The organism is Micromonospora sp. NPDC049203, from assembly GCF_043197215.1.
Classification (GTDB): domain Bacteria; phylum Actinomycetota; class Actinomycetes; order Mycobacteriales; family Micromonosporaceae; genus Micromonospora.
In genome coordinates this window covers 489,518-506,529 of record NZ_JBICSV010000002.1, presented here as the reverse complement: position 1 = coordinate 506,529, position 17,012 = coordinate 489,518, and the positions used below count along the sequence as shown (strand labels likewise).

The window sequence follows — 17,012 nt, the reverse complement described above, 5'->3', positions numbered from 1 at the left end:
CGCCGAAGTGCGCACGATGGAAGATGCGCTGGTCTTCGCCGACCGATACCTTCCGGTTCGTGACCTTGCCGATGGAACCGAGCGGTAGCGTTCCGTGTCCGCCGGTGCTGTCGCCCGTCTAGCCGCACTGCGAAGGAACTCACGATGATGGATGACACGCACGCCCGGACAGCCCCGTCCACCAGTTCGCCGGTCCCGGCCACCGAGCGACAGTCGGTCTGGAAGCACGGGGTCGTCGCGGCCGTCGTCGCCGCGATCGTCACCACCGTCCTCGCGGCGATCGCGTCGGCCGCCGGTGTGACGCTCGGGAACAGCGGCGAGACCATCCCGCTCCCCATGTTCACGGTGCTGACGCTGGTCCTCTCGCTCGTCGGTGTCGCCATCGCCGCCGTCATGGCGCGCAAGGCCCGTCGACCGCGGTCCACCTTCGTGCGGACGGCGGTGGCGCTGCTCGTGTTGTCCTTCATCCCGAGCGTCACGTTCGGCTTCGACGCCGGTGCCGCGGCAACCCTGGTCGCTCTGCACATCGTCGCCGCGGCGATCGTCGTGCCGGTCGTGGCGCGGCAGCTCCCGACCACACGCTGACCCGGCCGCGGCGCCGCCGCGCCCATCCAGTTCCAGCCCTCCCTCACCAGCGGGGCGCCGACGTCGGCGCCCCGCTGGGTCGCAACTGATCCAAATCGGCCCGGTCCGCTCGCATGTCACCCCGCGAAGCTCGTCGAAACGGTCCGCCCGCGTTGCCTCTGAGCAGGCTCGGTATCCGCGCAATCTGGGAGACAGCTCCCATGCACTCGCGTGCGAAGGTAGCCCGGAAGCCTTGGAGCCTCGATTGGAAGGTGAGCGGCTGATGGCTACTGCCGTGATCCAAAACGTGCGAGATGTCCTGACCGACTACCCCGGGCTCACGGAGGTCGCGGTCCTGGCCCACGAGCACGAAGCCCTCGGCCATGTCCTGGTGGCCTACATCGTGCTGCGTAGCGTCGGCCTCAACCTCACTGAGCTGTACAAGCACCTCAGGAAGCGGCTGCCGGGCAGCATGGTGCCGGCCGCCGTCACCGTCGTCGACGCCATTCCGGTCGACTCTGGGGGGACGGCCGACCCGCGCGCGTTGCCCCAACCCGACCTGCGGGGCCTGATGCCCTACCGGCCGCCGGACACTCCCCGCCAGGAAGCGCTCTGCACGATCTTCGCCGAGGTGCTCGCCCGGCCCCGGTGCGGTATGGACGACAACTTCTTCACCCTCGGCGGCGAGTCGATCGACGCCATGCTGATAGCCAGCCGCGCCAGCGCGGTACTCGGCCGGGACATCTCGATGGATGACCTGTTCGACGCGCCGACCGTGGCGGAGTTCGACCGGCTTCTGGACCTCATGCCGCTCAGGTAGGCACCGAGACGCCGGGCGGCCGGTTCACACCGGCAGGACTCCCGACATCGCGAGCCGCCGTCAGCGACGGCCCGGGGCTCGGTCCGGTTCCCGGATCCGGGAACCGGACCGAGCCCCGGCGCGATTTCTGAACCCCGCCTCGCGGCCCGGGCTCCGGCTCGGGCGAACCGCCCCCCGTCGGCGGGCGAATCGCATGGGCAACTGTGGAGATGCGCCGGGATAAATGGGCCGGGCAGGGTGGTCAGCGAACCGCCCGTCGTCGTGCGGAAACGATGCGAGTCAAGCGGCCGGCCGGGTCTGCCAATCGGAATGAGGTTGCCATGACTAATCCGTTCGAGGACGCCGACGCCCTGTATCTGGTCCTTGTCAATGACGAGGGGCAGCACAGTTTGTGGCCGTCCGGCATCGCCGTCCCAGATGGTTGGGTCACCGCGCAGGACACGGATTCCCGATCGAATTGCCTTCGGTACGTCGAAGAACACTGGACCGACATGCGTCCGCAGAGCCTGGTCCGGGCGGAACGGGCGTGAGTGTCGTGGAAACGCTGACGGAGGCCCAACGGGAACTGGTCGTCTCGCGGTGGAACGACACGGCGCGGGACGTGCCGGAAACGGTGTTGCCGGAGTTGTTCGTGGCGCAGGTGGCGCGGACGCCGGACGCGGTGGCGGTGGAGTTCGGTGGTGTGTCGTGGTCGTACGCGGAGTTGGATGCGCGGTCGAACCGGTTGGCGCGGTATCTGGTGGGGTTGGGTGCGGGGCCGGAGCGGGTGGTGGCTGTCGCGTTGCCGCGGTCGTTGGAGATGGTGGCGGCGGTGCTGGGTGTGGTGAAGGCGGGTGCGGCGTATCTGCCTGTGGATCCGGGGTATCCGGCGGACCGGATCGGGTTCATGCTCGCCGACGCCGCCCCGCGCCTGCTCATCAGTGACCGGGCCACGGCGCTGCGGCTGCCGGACGTGCCCGGCGTCGAGCTGGTGATCATCGATGACCCCCGGGTGGCCGAGCCGGTCGCCCGGCAGGACGGCAGCGGTGTGGGGGACGCGGACCGGCTCGCGCCGCTGCGTACCGCCCACCCGGCCTACGTGATCTACACGTCCGGGTCCACCGGGCGGCCCAAGGGCGTGGTGGTCAGCCACCGCGGCCTGGCGAGCCTGTCCGGTTTCCTCATCCGGACCTTCGAGATCGGGCCCGCGTCACGGGTGGGACAGGTGGCCTCGCTGAGTTTCGACGCGGCGGTCATGGAACTGATGATGTCGCTGCCCGCCGGGGCGGCCCTGGTCCTTCCCGAGCAGGGGCAACTGGCCGGGGAGGCGCTCGCTGACACGCTGCGCGACCTGCGGGCCACCCATGCCCTGGTCGGGCCGGCCTCCCTGGCCGGGGCGACGACGGACCAGATGCCCGGCCTGGAGTGCCTGATGGTCGGCGGTGAGGCGTGCCCGGGCGAGATCGCCGCCGAGTGGTCGAAGGGCCGGCGGATGTTCAACGCCTACGGCCCGACCGAGGCGACGGTGGCCACGACGATGAGTGGGCCGCTGTCGGGAGGGGACGCCCCGCCGATCGGGAGGCCTATCTGGAACGCGCGGGCGTACGTGCTCGACGATCGGCTGAGGCCGGTGCCGCCCGGTGTGGCGGGGGAGCTGTACCTGGCCGGGCCGAGCCTGGCGCGGGGTTACCTGGGCCAGCCCGGTCTCACCGCCGGCCGATTCGTGGCCTGCCCGTTCGCGTCCGGTGAGCGGATGTACCGGACCGGCGACCTGGTGCGCTGGCGCGACGACGGTGAGCTGGAATACCTGGGCCGCGTCGACGAGCAGGTCCAGGTCCGCGGATTCCGGGTCGAGCCGGGCGAGATCGAGGCCGTGCTGGCCGGGCAGCCCGGGGTGGCCCGAGCCGTGGTGATCATGCGGGAGGACCGCCCCGGCGACCAGCGCCTGGTGGGCTATGTCGTGCCGGCTGCCGGGAGCGAGCTGGACCCGGCCGGGATCCGGGCGGCCGTGGCAGCGGTGCTGCCCGTCTACATGGTGCCCGCCGCCGTGGTGGTCCTGGACGCGCTGCCGTTGACGGTGAACGGGAAGCTGGACCGGCGGGCGCTGCCGGCCCCGACGTTCGTCGGCGGCACCGGCCGGGCGCCGTCCACTCCCGCCGAGGAAATCCTGTGCGAGCTGTTCGCCCAGGTCCTCGGTGTGGACCGGGTCGGGGTGGACGACAACTTCTTCGACCTGGGTGGACACTCGCTCCTGGTGGCCCGGCTGATCAGCCGGGTGCGGTCGGTGCTCGGGGTGGAGCTGGAGATCCGGGCGGTGTTCGACCATCCCACGGTGGAGTCGCTGGCGCGGTCGCTGGACAGCGTCGGGGCGGCCCGGCCACCGCTGGAGCCGGGGGACCGGCCGGCACGCCTGCCGCTGTCGTTCGCGCAGCAGCGGTTGTGGTTCCTGGCGCAGGTGGAGGGGCCGAGCACCACCTACAACGTGCCGTTCGCGTGGCGGCTGCGGGGGCGGGTCGACACCGCCGCGCTGACCGCCGCCCTGGGTGACGTGGTCCGGCGGCACGAGACGCTGCGGACCGTGTTCCCGGCGGTGGACGGGCAGCCGTACCAGCGGGTGGTCCCGGCCGCGCTGGCGGTGCCGGAGGTAACCGTGGTGCCGGCTCAGGAGGACGAGCTGCCGGCGCTCACCGGGCGGGCGGCGCAGCACGTCTTCGACCTGGCCGGTGAACTGCCGGTGCGCGCCTGGGTGTTCGTGCTGGGGCCGGACGAGTGCGTGCTGGTGTTGCTCACGCACCACATCGCCAGCGACGGCTGGTCACTGGGCGTGCTGCTGGCGGACCTGGGGCAGGCGTACGAGGCGCGGCTGGCCGGGCACGCGCCGGAGTGGACCGAGCTGCCGGTCCAGTACGCGGACTACACGCTGTGGCAGCGCGGCCTCCTGGGCGCCGGCCAGGACGGCGGCAGCGTGCTGGCCCGGCAGGTGGAGTACTGGCAGTCGGCGCTGGCCGGTCTGCCCGAGCGGCTTGAGCTGCCGTTCGACCGGCCCCACCCGGCCCACCGCTCCTATCAGGGCGGGCAGGTCGACGTGGACGTGGACGCGGCTGTGCACCGCGGGCTGGTGGAGCTGGCGCGCCGGCACCAGGTGACGCTGTTCATGGTGCTCCAGGCCGGCCTCGCGGTCGTGCTGTCCCGCTCCGGGGCCGGTACCGACATCCCGATCGGCGTGCCGGTGGCCGGTCGAGGCGGTGACGAGAGGCTGCACAACCTGGTCGGGTTCTTCGTCAACACGCTGGTGCTGCGGACCGACCTGTCGGGCGACCCGGACTTCGGGGAGTTGCTCCGCCGCGTCAGGGAGCAGGACCTGGCGGCCTACGCGCACCAGGACGTCCCGTTCGAACGGCTGGTGGAGGTGCTGAACCCGGTCCGGTCTACCACTCATCACCCCCTGTTCCAGGTGACGCTGGCCTCCGACGACGACACCAGCAGGGACTGGCGGGTCCACGGCCTGGAGTCCACGAACCTGCCGCTGCCCGAGCAGTCGGCCAAGTTCGACCTGTCGCTGACGTACCGGTCGCGACATGAGCCGGACGGCGCCCCCGGCGGGATCGGCGTCACCCTGGAGTACGCGGCGGACCTGTTCGACGCGAGCACCGCGCAGGCTCTGGCGGAGCGGCTGGTCCGGCTGCTGGGCCAGGTCGCCGCCGACCCGGGCCAGCGGGTCAGCGGCGTGGAGCTGCTGTCGGCGGCGGAACGCGAACTGGTCGTCTCGCGGTGGAACGACACCGCACGGGACGTGCCCGGTGTGGTCCTGCCGGAGTTGTTCGTGGCGCAGGCGGCGCGGACGCCGGACGCGGTGGCGGTGGAGTTCGGTGGTGTGTCGTGGTCGTACGCGGAGTTGGATGCGCGGTCGAACCGGTTGGCGCGGTATCTGGTGGGGTTGGGTGCGGGGCCGGAGCGGGTGGTGGCTGTCGCGTTGCCGCGGTCGTTGGAGATGGTGGCGGCGGTGCTGGGTGTGGTGAAGGCGGGTGCGGCGTATCTGCCTGTGGATCCGGGGTATCCGGCGGACCGGATCGCGTTCATGCTCGCCGACGCGGCGCCGATCGCGATGCTCACGACCCGGCAGCTCGACGCCGACCTGCCCGCCGCTGGCGTGCGGGTCGTCCTCGACGATCCGGCGGTGGCCGCCGACGTGGCGAGCCGGCCCGGCGGCGAGGTCGCCGACGGGGAGCGGATCGCGCCGCTGCTGCCCGGCCACCCGGCGTACGTGATCTACACGTCCGGGTCCACCGGGCGGCCCAAGGGCGTCGTCGTCAGCCACCGGGGCCTGCCCAGCCTGGCGGCGTTCCTGGTGCACACCTTCGAGACCAGGCCGGGGTCACGGGTGGCGCAGCTGCTCTCGCTGAGCTTCGACATGTCAATGGTGGAGCTGCTGTTGTCGTTGACCGCCGGAGCGGCGCTGGTGCTCCCCGAGCAGTGGCCGCTGGCCGGGGAGCCGTTGGCCGAGGCGTTCCACGAGCTCGGCATCACCCACGCGATGGTGGCGCCCAGCACGCTGGCCGGTGCGACGCCCGCCAAGGTGCCGGCCCTGGAGTGCCTCATCGTCGGGGGCGAGGCCAGCTCCGCCGAGCTGATCGCCGCGTGGTCGGCGGGCCGGCGGATCTACAACGGGTACGGCCCGACCGAGGCGACAGTGGGTACGACGATGAGCCGGCGGCTGTCCGGCGGCGGGGAGGTGCCGCCGATCGGGGCGCCGATGTGGAACGTGCGGGCGTACGTGCTCGACGAGCGCCTGGGTGTGGTGCCGGCGGGGGTGCCCGGGGAGCTGTACCTGGCCGGGCCGTACCTGGCGCGGGGCTACCTGAACCGGCCCGGGCTGACCGCGGAGCGGTTCGTGGCCTGCCCGTTCGCATCCGGTGAGCGGATGTACCGGACCGGTGACCTGGTGCGCTGGCGCAACGACGGCCAGCTGGAGTTCCTGGGCCGGGTCGACGAGCAGGTCAAGCTCCGGGGCTTCCGGATCGAGCTGGGCGAGATCGAGGCAGTGCTGGCCGGGCAGCCCGGCGTGGCCCGGGCCGTGGTGGTGCTGCGGGAGGACCGCCCGGGCGACCGCCGCCTGGTCGGGTACGTGGTGCCCGAGGCCGGCCGGGCGCACGAGGTGGACCCGGTCGCTGTCCGGGCCGCGGTGGGCCGGGCCCTGCCCGGACACATGGTGCCGTCCGCTGTGGTGGCCGTCGACGAGCTGCCCCGGTTGGTCAACGGGAAGCTGGACCGGCGGGCGCTGCCCGCCCCGGACTACGCCGCGGGAGCGGCCCGGGAACCGTCCACCCCGGCCGAGCGGGCCCTGTGCGAGTTGTTCGCCGAGGTGCTCGGGGTGGACCGGGTGGGCGTCGACGACAACTTCTTCGACCTGGGCGGGCATTCGCTGCTCGGCGCCGTGCTCGTCGCCCGGTTGGAGAACCAGCTCGGTATCAAGATCAGCCTGCAGAACTTCCTCGCCAACCCGTCCGTCGGTGCGGTCGCCGGTCACGCGGCACCGCAGACGGCCGGACAGTCCTGATCGGCACGAGACGACCCCCGGAGGAGGAACGATGGATCTGGCGGCCAGGGGTGTGACCATCTACTCGACATGTCGGTCGAGCATCGGCTACGGCCAGGACTCCCACCTGCGCAAGCTGCTGGAGACCGCCCGGTGGGCCGATGAGGCCGGCTACCGGGGGGCCCTGCTGTACAGCGACAACACCTCGATCGACGCCTGGATGTCGGCCCAGGCCGCCATCGCGAACACCGCCGGCTTCGTGCCGCTCATCGCGGTCCAGCCGCTGGACAAGAGCCCGTTCGCGCTGGCCCGGGCGATCTCGTCCCTGGCTCACCTGTACGGGCGGCAGGTCGACCTCAACTACGTCAGCGGCGGCTTCAGCCGTGACCTGCGGGTCCAGGGTGACGCGCTGCCGCACGACGCCAGGTACGACCGGCTCGTCGAGTACGTGACGATCGTCAGAGCGCTGCTCGACGGCGGCCTGACCAGTCACGAGGGGCGGTACTACAACTTCCGGCGGGCGCGGCTCACGACGCCGGTACCCGCCGACCTGCTGCCCAGGGCGTACGTGTCCGGCTCGTCGGCGGCCAGCCTGCAGGCGGGGGAGTCACTGGGCCTCAGCCAGCTCTCCTTCCCGTTGCTGCCCGCCGAGTTCGCCAGTCCGGACACCCGCAAGAACAGGTTCGGTGCCGGCATCAGCATCGGCATCATCGCCCGTGACGACTCGTCCGAGGCGTGGCGGATCGCGCACAAGCGGTTCCCGGCCGATCCGGACGGCGCGGAGCGGATGAAACTGCTCCTCTCGGCCGCGGTGTCGTCCTGGCAGCCCCAGCTCGCCTCCGTGCCGATCGCCGACGAGGGGGAGGGCGGGGCGTACTGGCTCGTTCCCTTCCGGTACCACCACACGTTCTGCCCGTACCTCGTCGGGAGCTACGACGAGGTGGCGCAGGCGGTGGCGACGTATCTGAAGGGCGGTGCCCGCACCTTCGTCTTCGACCTGCCGCAGGAACCCGACGACCTGTATCACACGCGGATCGCGGTGGAACGCGCCGTCGCGGCCCTGGACGGCGACCCGTCCTGACGCGCGAGCGGCCGTTTCGACAGCGCCTGACGAAAGGACACGCCGATGCGCCCCGTCGCCGGCACCGGCCCACTCTGCAGCCAGCTCAGCTCCGGCGACGGGGCGGAGGTGCTGGTCACCGACTTTCAGGCGCTCAACGGGGCGCCCCGGCTCAGCCAGTTGCTCGGTGACGCCGCCACCGACCAGCGGATCTACCAGGTGGATCCGCGGGGCGCGCTGTCCGGTGGCCGGCTCTACGCCTCCCTGGCGGAACTGGCGGACGAGGCGGTCGCCCTCTTCCGCGCCGAATCCTCCGCGGCGGGGGACCAGCGGCTGTTCGTGGTGAGCCACTGCAGCGCCGCCGCCCTGTCTCTGCGGATCGCCGGTCACCTGAGCGCCGTCCGGGAGGTCACCGCCGTCCTGGTGCAGCCGACCTGGCCGGGCACGGAGCACGTCGTCCAGGGGTTCGCGGAGTTCCAGGCGAAGCTGGGCGCCGGTGGTCAGCCGTGTCCCGACCTGGACGGCGATCCCCGGGCCTGCGTCGCGGAGATGGAACAGCTGATGCGGGCGGAGATGACGGAGCTGGCGAAGCGGCACGGCCTCGACAGCGCCCCGCTGGCCTTCTCCGAGCTGCTGGTGTCGTACCGGACCTGGCTCGCCTTCCTGCTGGCCTGCCGCAACGACCGGCCCGCGGAGCCGCCCGCCGAGTCGGTCGAGGTGACGGTGTTGACCGACGACCCCCACTTCGTGTTTCCCGGTACCGCTCCGGACCGGTACCGGATCACGCCGCCGCCCTCCGGTGAGCGGCCCGATGACGTCACACCGGAACTGGCCCGGCTGGTGCTCGGCCAGATTGGGAACTGGGAACCGCCGGATCCGCGCCGCTCCATGTCGGCGCGCCGCGGCTGAGCGCCGCCGGACGATGATCGGCGGCGCACCCTCGAAGACGACCACGGCGTTGATCACTGCCCACGATGGAAAGACCCACCGATTGGGTCTCATAGGAGGAAGACGTGGAAGATGAGCGTCCGTTCGTCATTGATCCCCTCGGCGCCGGCATCCACGCCGAGATGGACCGGCTCCAGGCCCGGGGGCCGGTCACCCGGGTGCTGCTGCCCGGCGGGGTTACGGCCTGGTCAGTGACCGGCTACCACACCGTTCGGCAGGTCCTGGCGGACGAGCGGTTCGGCAAGAACGCCCGGCAGCACTGGCCGGCGTACGTCGACGGCGCCCTCGACCCGGACTTCCCGCTGATCGCCTGGGCGCGGATGGACAACATGTCGACCGCGGACGGTGAGCCCCACGCCCGCCAGCGACGGCTCGTCGCCGGCGCGTTCAGCCCGCAGCGCATCGCCGCCCTGCGGCCGCGGGTCGAGCGTGTCGTGACGCGCGCGCTCGACGACCTGATCGAGTACGCGGCCGAGCGGCCGGGTGAGCCGGTCGACCTCAAGGAGCGGTACGCCCACCGGGTCGCCGCGCGGGTGATCGGCGAACTGCTCGGCGTGCCCGACGGGGACCCGGACGGCATTCTGGACCGCGCCGGGTATGTCGAGTCGACCCCGCAGAAGGCGGGCGAGGTCTTCGCCCTGATCCGGCGCAAGCTCGAAGCCCTGGTCGCGGTGAAGCGGCGGGAGCCAGGTGAGGACCTGATCAGCGACTTGATCGCGGCCCAGCCGGGCGCCTGCCCGGTGAGCGGCACGGGTGCCGGGTCCGACGCCGAGCTGGTCGGCCTGGCGCAGTTGATGCTCAACACCGGCGCGGAGCCGGCCCGGAACCTGATCACGAATGCCGCGGCCGCACTGCTCACCCGGCCCGTCGAGCGCGGCCTGGCGGTGAGTGGCCGGGTGCGCTGGGAAGACGTGGTGGAGGAGACGCTGCGCAGCGACGCCCCGGTCGCACACCTGCCGTTCCGGTTCGCGACGGAGGACGTCACGATCGCCGGCGTCACCATCAAACGCGGTGACCCGGTGCTGATCGGTTACCTCACGACCGGCCGCGACCCGGAGGTGCACGGCATCGCGGCGGGGGAGTTCGATGTCCAGCGGGCGGACAAGCGGCACGTGGCGTTCGGGCACGGCGTCCACCGGTGCATCGGCCCGGCCCTGGCCCGGATGGAGGCGCGCATCGCGCTGGAGGCGCTGTTCACACGCCTGCCGGGGCTGCGGCTCGCGGTGGAGCCAAAGGAACTGGCCGGGCAGGGAACGTTCATCATGAACGGCTGGCGCGAACTGCCGGTTTACCTCTGAGGCCCGGGGCCGGTGGCGGGCCCACACCCGCCACCGGCCTCACGCCGCGCCACAGGTGAATATCGCCGAGCCAGGCGCACGGCACAACGCCGTCTCCTCGAATGAGGAGACGGCGTTGCCGGTCGTCGGGCCGGGGTGCCCGGATGAACTCGACGCCCGGCCCCGGCCGCCCGCTATCCGGCGCGGTGCACGGTGGCGAGCTTCTCCATCTGTGGCACGACGTCGTTGGGCGACGGGACCGCCGCTGTCCGCGCGCGCAGGCGTTCGGCGTTGCGGCCGTAGGACGGGCTGTCCAGCACCCGTCGCAGCTGGTTGTGCAGGGCCTCGGCGGTGAGCCGGCCGGGGTCGCTGACGTAGACACCGGCACCCTGCTCCTCCAGAGCGGTGACGACCGCCAGCGGGCCCCAGAACTTGTCGGCGCCGAACTTGCCCGGCACCAGCAGTTGCGGCACCCCGTAGTAGGTGGCCGCGGCCACCGTGCCGTACCCGCCGTGGTGCACGATGGCCGAGCAGGTCGGCAGCAGCGCGTTCAACGGCACGAAGGGAACCGGTCGGACGTTGCCCGGCAGGGCGGGCAGGGCCGCGCGCTGCTCATCGGTGAGCGTGACAATGACCTCCGCGTCCAGGTCTGCGACCGCGTCCAGCATGTCGCTGACGGACGCGCCGGCATTCAGCTCGCGGAACGACAGGCCGAGCGTGAGGCACACGCGCCGGCGGTCCGGCTCGGCGTACAGCCACTCCGGAACGATCGACGGGCCGTTGAACGGCACCGCGCGCACCATCTGGTAGTCGATGCCCTCCGGCTGCCAGGTCCAGGGCGGCATCGCGTTCACCGACCATTGGCCGGTCACCGATTCCTCGGTGAAGTCCAGGCCGTACCGGGCGAGGATCGGCTCCAGGTGGACCCGCATCGGATCGCGCGCCGGGTCGACAGCCCGCGCCGCAGTCCGCAGCTGCATCAGCGCGTCGGTGCACATCACCAGGCGGGCGTGCGCGGCGCCGCAGGCCCGGGCGGCGACCGGGCCCGCGTAGGCCATCGTCATGCCGTCCCAGAGCACCAGGTCCGGCTTCCAGGCCCGGGCGAAGCGCACCGCGTCGTCGATTACCGAATCCGGGTTGAAGATCGTGAAGTGCCAGTCGGCCAGGGCGGTGAGCTCGCCCAGCGGGTCGTCGGCGGCGTAGTCGGCCTGCACCGACTTGCGCCCGTTCTCGTAGGGCCCGGCGTCCGCGTCCGGGACGGGGAGCGCCTCCTCCTCGGTGGCCTTCTCGGACACCATCGCGGTCAGGTCGATCGGGGTGCCGAGGGACACCGCGGTCAGGCCGGTGTGCGCGACATCCTGGGGGGTCAGCCCGACCGGGTCCGGCTGGGTGGCCATCCGGACCTCGTGCCCGGCGGTGCGCAGGGCCCAGGCGAGCGGTGTCAGCGCGTACAGGTGGGTCTTGCTCGGACAGTTCAGGACCAGGATGCGCACGGAAACTCCCAGGAGTCGAGCGAAGGAACGTCAGGCGGTGCCCGGTGCGGCGGGACTTCTAGGACGTCGGGTCCGGGATGTCGACCCTGCTTCTGCCCAGGGCCGCGGCGACGTCGACGATCAGGTCTTCCTGGCCGGCCACCGCCTGGCGCCGGCCCAGCTCGAAGAAGATGTCACGCGGGTCCAGGTTCTCGCGCCTCGCCGCGTCGAGCACCGGGTTCTTGAAGCCGGAGAACACGCCCGCGAGCCCGCTGACGATGCCCACCGAGTCGATGGTCGGCGGCTTGGGCATGAGTTCCCGCTCGGCCAGGTCCGCCGCGTCGAGAAGGCCGTACAGGTCGACACCCGTCGAGAAGCCGCTCCGTTCGAGGACCGGCACCACCACCTCGAGCTGGGTGTTGCCGGCGCCCGCCCCGAATCCTCTGGCGCACGCGTCGATGATCGTGGCACCGGCGCGCGCCGCGGCCACGGAGTTGGCCACGGCCATCCCGAGGTTGTTGTGCCCGTGGAAGATGATGGGCACGTCGACGGCACCGGCTATGGCGGTGATCCGCTCGCTGACGTCCTCGGGCAGGTAGTGCCCGGCGGAGTCCATGATGCCCACGGCTGACGCGCCGTAGTCCACGAGCCGGCGGCACTCCTCGGCCAGCCGCCCGGGTGCGGCCATGTGGCTCATCACCAGGACGCTCTGCGCCTCCACTCCGGCGTCCCGCAGGAACCCCAGATAGCGCTCCATGGTGTTGCCCTCGGTGCAGTGGGCGCCGACCCGCACCACGTCGACTCCGTGGTTCACCGCTTCCTTGAGGTCGTGCGTGGTGGCCCAGCCGGGCAGCATGAACACGGCCATCTTGCTGTGCGAGAGCTGTTCCCGGACCACGGTGAGCATCTCGGCGTCGGTCAGCGCGGCCCGGCCCACCTGCAGCGACGACGCGCCGAGGCCGTTGCCGTGGCCCACCTCCACGACCGGGATGCGGGCCGCGTCCGCCGCGGCGGCGTACCGCCGGAGCTGGTCTCGACCGAGTTGGTGACGAATCGCGTGCTGACCGTCGCGCAGTGTCGGGTCATGGATGGTCACCGGCCGGATCGTCACGGCGTCTTCCTGCGTACCCTGGTCCATGTTCAGCTCACTGTCCTCTTCTGGGCGACCGGACGGCCCGCTGCGTACTGTTCGGCGACGTAGATGGCGGCGGAGTTGATGATGTCGAGGTTCCCCGCGTGGTGCGGGATCAGATCTCCCGAGGCGCTCACCTCGATCGCGATGAACGCCCGGCCGTCGACGACGCTGCACGCGGCGATGTCGAAGCCCGCGGCGAAGGTCCGGACCTCTTCCGCCGCCGCTGTCACGTGCTTGCGGATCACGTCCAGATCGAAGTCGTCGCCGGTCATGGAGATCGCCACCCGGAAGGTGGGAGGCGGCTCGGCGGGGCTGAGGTTCAGCAGGACCTTGACATCGGGCACTCCGGTGAAGGCACGGATGGCGGCCTGCGTCGTCTCGACGTACTCGTCGAGGTTCAGCCGGCTCGCCCGCCCCACACTCTGGCTGGCCGCGGTCGTCACCACCTCGATGTAGTCGGGTGAGTACCGCTGGGTGAGCGCGTGCAGGATCGGGATCGCCGTCTGGCCGCCGCAGCTGATCAAACTGACGTTGCGGTGCACAAGGGCGTCCGTCCCGTTCACCGTCGGCGCGATCATGTGGCCGATCCGGCTCGGCGTCAGATCGACGACCAGCGCACCGAGGCCCTCCAGGTACTCCCAGTGCTCGGCGTGGGAGGCGGCGTTGCTGGCGTCGAACACGACGTCGAACTTCACCGGGGCAGACGCCAGCGACCTGACCCCGCCGCCGGTCGTCCGGTAGCCAAGTTCGGCTGCGGTGCGCAATCCGCGATTCTGACTGTCGCGCGCCACCACCAATTGGCAGTCAAGGAATTTGGAACGCTTGATCTTTGTCAAGAGATCGAGCCCAATGAGCCCCGCTCCGAGGATGGCAACGTTCAACCGGCTGCCCTTATTCATAGCCCGATCTTCCCCTCAGAATTGCCCCGAACCATGGCCGGTCCCGTCGTTGCGGCCGGCGCGATTGTGGCGCACGCTCTCGTTCAGCATGCCGTGAGCGGGACGACGAAACTTCTCCACGAGTGCGTCATCAGCCGGCCGGTGCCGGATTCCGGCGAGCGTCGGTGGCGCACTGCGCACAATGGAACGTTGCCCCTGGTGTGCGACGTCGACAAGCATCACAAATGTTGACGCTGCCGCACTCACACCCAGGGAGGGCGCGTGATGAGCACGACGATCGGCCGCCGGACGAGGCACTTCGTTGCCGCCGCCATGGTCGGCGTTCTGATGACCGGCGCCGGAGCGACCGCGTCCGCGGCCGCCACGACCCGGATCGCATGGGGTGCCTGCGCGGACCCGGATCTGGCCGCCGCCGGTGCGCGGTGCGGATTCCTCACCGTTCCGCTCGACTACGCCCGTCCGCGCGGCGCCACGATCCAGCTCGCGGTGTCGCGGATCCCGCACACCACGCCGGATTCGCAGTACCAGGGCGTGATGCTGACCAACCCCGGCGGCCCCGGCGGATCCGGGCTGGGCCTGGCGGCACTGGGCCAGGCGGTCCCGGACGGCGCCGGCGACGCCTACGACTGGATCGGCCTCGACCCGCGCGGCGTGGGCTCCAGCGTGCCGGCGATCTCCTGCCGGCCGGACTACTTCGCGGCGCCGCGGCCGCCGTACGTGCCCGGTACTCCGGCAGTGGAGCGCGCCTGGCTCTCGCGCACGCGTGGATATGCCCGCGCCTGCGCCGAGGAGAACGGGCCGCTACTGCGGCACATGACGACGCTGGACTCCGCGCGTGACCTGGAGAGCCTGCGGATCGCACTGGGCGCACGCCAGATCAACTACCTCGGATACTCGTACGGCACCTACCTCGGCCAGGTCTACGCCAGCGTCTACCCGGCGCGCGTACGGCGGATGGTGCTGGACAGCACCGTGGACCCGCGCACCGTCTGGTACCGGAACAACCTGGACCAGTCCGTCGCCTTCGAACGAAACATCAGGATCTGGTTCGGCTGGCTCGCCCGGTACGACAGCGTCTACCACCTCGGCAGCACGGCGGCGGCGGTCGAGAAGCTCTTCTACCAGAAACTCCACGAACTCGACCGGCAGCCGGCCGGCGGCGTCGTCGGCGGCGCCGAGTGGAGTGACATCTTCGTGCACGCCGGATACAACCAGTACTTCTGGACCCAGCTCGCCGGCGTGTTCGCCGGGTGGGTGCACGACCAGGACGCCGACACGCTGATCGGCTGGTACCAGATCGTCGACGGGCCGGGTGACGACAACGGCTACGCCGCCTACAACGCGGTGTCGTGCACCGACGCGCCATGGCCCCGGAACTGGGCCACCTGGCAGCGCGACCTGAGCTCCACCTTCCGGACGGCGCGGTTCCTCACCTGGCTCAACGGGTGGTACAACGCGCCCTGCCTGTCCTGGCCCGCACCGGCGGGCCGGGCGGTGGACATCGACGGGCGGCGCGTCGCGAGCGTCCTGCTCGTCAACGAGACGCTGGACGCGGCGACGCCGTTCGGGGGGAGTCTCGAGGTGCGCAGGCGGTTCCCGCACTCCCGCCTGCTCGCCGTACCGGGTGGCACCAGCCACGCCAGCGGCTTCTTCGTCGGCAACGAGTGCGTGAACGGCGTGGTCGCCACCTACCTGGCGACCGGCGCGTTGCCCGCACGTCAGCGGGGCAACGGCCCGGATGCGACCTGCGCACCGCTCCCGCAGCCGGTACCCGGCCCGGCGGCCACCGCGCAGGCGTCCGGAATCGGCGCCGCCAGGTCCCCGTTGGGCCCCGCGTCGGTCCTCGGGACACCATCGGCGCGCCGGGCTCGCTGACACCCCCGGCCGGTCTTCGCCTCACCCGGCCACTGCGAATGCCAGTGGCCGGGTGAGGCGGCAGCCGCCCGTCCGATGTGCCGAGACGGCAGCGCCGTCGCCATCAGGACCGGCACTCCGATCAGCGGTCACCCTCGTGGCCGGACGGCAATTTCACCGTTGAGCACGCCGCAACGCCGCGGTGAGACTCGACACGACGGATGCCCATCTATTCGGGAGGTCACATCCATGCGCGAGTCATTCTGGTATTCGCCACCGGGCGCGGGCGAGACGGTTCCCACCGGGACGCCGGGGAGGCCGTGATGCGGGAGACCGCAGCCTGGCCGGCCGACGATCTCGGCCCCGCGGCCGTGCACTTCTTCGAGTTGACGGCTGGTGCCACGGGCATCGTCGTGCTCGACAATCTTGTGCTCGGCCCGGCCATCGGCGGGGTGCGCATGACCCCGACGGTCACCGTGGGCGAGGTGGCCCGGCTCGCCCGCGCCATGACGATCAAGAATGCGGTGGCCGGACTGCCACACGGCGGAGGGAAGTCGGGCATCCGGATCAACGGGCCGCTCGACCCCGCGGCGCGGCAGTCCGTGCTCCGCTCCTTCGCGCGCGCGATCCGTCACGTCGTCGACTACATCCCCGGGCCCGACGTGGGGACCGACGAGACGGCGATGGCGTGGATCCGCGACGAGATCGGCCGCTCGGTCGGGCTGCCCAGCGCGCTGGGCGGCATCCCGCTCAACGAGGTCGGCGCCACCGGCTACGGCGTGGCGAAGTGCGCGGAGGCCCTGCAGGCCGCGAACCGGCTCGAGCTGGCGGGCGCCCGGGTGGCAGTCCAGGGCTTCGGCGCCGTCGGGCGAGTCGCCGCCCTCGAGCTGGCCCGCCTCGGCGCTCGCGTCGTCGCGGTGTCCGACATCACCGGCGCCGTCTACGACCAGGACGGCCTGGACATCGAGGCGCTCGCGGCCTTCCAGCGCACCGGCCCGATCGCGGACTGCCACGACGTGAAACCCATGGAGCGCGACCAGTTGCTCACCGTCGAGTGCGACATCCTGATCCCCGCCGCCCAGGGCGACGCCGTGCACATGGGCAACGTCAATGACGTGCGGGCGAGGACGATCCTGCAGGGCGCGAACCTGCCGGTCACACCGGAGGCGGAGGCTGTCCTCGCCCGGCGCGGTGTGCTCAGCGTGCCCGACGTGATCGTCAACGCGGGGGGTGTGATCTGCGCGGCCGCCGAGCACCGGGGCCGTACCCGGGCGGAGGCGTTCACCCAGATCGCGGAGCGGATCACGGCCAACACGCTCGAACTGCTGGATCGGGTCGCGGCCCGTCCCGGTCTGTTGCCCGCCGAGGCCGCGGTCGAGATGGCGCAGACACGGTTGGACGTCGCGCGCGCCTACCAGCGGACGTTCTGATGGTCGAGCCGGTCCGGACGACATCGGCCGCCCGGACC

At 71.5% G+C, this 17,012-nt stretch carries 12 protein-coding genes; 9 read left to right on the top strand and 3 right to left on the bottom strand.

Annotated features, from left to right (window positions below):
• The first annotated feature begins 144 nt into the window (after positions 1-144).
• The 7 genes from ACGFIA_RS06800 (at position 145) to ACGFIA_RS06770 (ending at position 10,205) form a co-directional block, all read left to right on the top strand.
• The gene (locus ACGFIA_RS06800; protein WP_357391025.1) at positions 145-585 is read left to right on the top strand and encodes a DUF6069 family protein; all 441 of its coding nucleotides are present in this window, start codon (positions 145-147) and stop codon (positions 583-585) included.
• A 262-nt stretch (positions 586-847) separates the two neighbouring features.
• Positions 848-1,384 carry a phosphopantetheine-binding protein gene (locus ACGFIA_RS06795; RefSeq protein WP_357391027.1) on the top strand — a complete coding sequence of 179 codons (537 nt, stop codon included), beginning with the start codon at positions 848-850 and terminating at the stop codon, positions 1,382-1,384.
• 320 nt (positions 1,385-1,704) lie between these two features.
• The gene (locus ACGFIA_RS06790) at positions 1,705-1,914 is read left to right on the top strand and encodes an MbtH family protein (RefSeq protein ID WP_357387291.1); all 210 of its coding nucleotides are present in this window, start codon (positions 1,705-1,707) and stop codon (positions 1,912-1,914) included.
• Positions 1,911-6,920: an amino acid adenylation domain-containing protein gene (locus ACGFIA_RS06785; RefSeq protein ID WP_357387289.1), complete on the top strand. Its 5,010-nt coding sequence runs from the start codon at positions 1,911-1,913 to the stop codon at positions 6,918-6,920. Before ACGFIA_RS06790 ends, ACGFIA_RS06785 begins: the two co-directional genes overlap by 4 nt.
• Before the next feature lie 31 nt (positions 6,921-6,951).
• On the top strand, positions 6,952-7,980 hold the full coding sequence (locus ACGFIA_RS06780; RefSeq protein WP_357387287.1) for an LLM class flavin-dependent oxidoreductase: 1,029 nt from the start codon (positions 6,952-6,954) through the stop codon (positions 7,978-7,980).
• Between the two features lie 45 nt (positions 7,981-8,025).
• The gene (locus tag ACGFIA_RS06775; RefSeq protein WP_357387285.1) at positions 8,026-8,868 is read left to right on the top strand and encodes a hypothetical protein; all 843 of its coding nucleotides are present in this window, start codon (positions 8,026-8,028) and stop codon (positions 8,866-8,868) included.
• Positions 8,869-8,972: 104 nt separating this feature from the next.
• Entirely contained in the window at positions 8,973-10,205 is a 1,233-nt protein-coding gene (locus ACGFIA_RS06770) for a cytochrome P450 (protein ID WP_357387283.1), read from the top strand.
• A 173-nt stretch (positions 10,206-10,378) separates the two neighbouring features.
• On the opposite strand, the gene ACGFIA_RS06765 is transcribed toward ACGFIA_RS06770, so the two are convergent.
• Genes ACGFIA_RS06765 through ACGFIA_RS06755 form a run of 3 tightly spaced genes read right to left on the bottom strand, consistent with a single transcriptional unit; the run spans position 10,379 to position 13,690 of the window.
• Positions 10,379-11,677: a nucleotide disphospho-sugar-binding domain-containing protein gene (locus ACGFIA_RS06765; RefSeq protein ID WP_357387281.1), complete on the bottom strand. Its 1,299-nt coding sequence runs from the start codon at positions 11,675-11,677 to the stop codon at positions 10,379-10,381.
• Positions 11,678-11,735: 58 nt separating this feature from the next.
• Positions 11,736-12,752 (bottom strand): 4-hydroxy-2-oxovalerate aldolase, encoded by a 1,017-nt coding sequence (gene dmpG / locus ACGFIA_RS06760; RefSeq protein ID WP_357387279.1) that lies wholly within the window; start codon positions 12,750-12,752, stop codon positions 11,736-11,738.
• Positions 12,753-12,796: 44 nt separating this feature from the next.
• Entirely contained in the window at positions 12,797-13,690 is an 894-nt protein-coding gene (locus tag ACGFIA_RS06755) for an acetaldehyde dehydrogenase (acetylating) (protein WP_357387277.1), read from the bottom strand.
• Between the two features lie 264 nt (positions 13,691-13,954).
• On the opposite strand from ACGFIA_RS06755, the gene ACGFIA_RS06750 reads away from it, so the two are divergent.
• Positions 13,955-15,565, top strand: a complete 1,611-nt coding sequence (locus ACGFIA_RS06750; protein WP_357387275.1) for an alpha/beta fold hydrolase — start codon at positions 13,955-13,957, stop codon at positions 15,563-15,565.
• A gap of 200 nt (positions 15,566-15,765) precedes the next feature.
• Positions 15,766-16,974 carry a Glu/Leu/Phe/Val dehydrogenase gene (locus tag ACGFIA_RS06745; RefSeq protein WP_393258996.1) on the top strand — a complete coding sequence of 403 codons (1,209 nt, stop codon included), beginning with the start codon at positions 15,766-15,768 and terminating at the stop codon, positions 16,972-16,974.
• Positions 16,975-17,012: the final 38 nt, after the last annotated feature.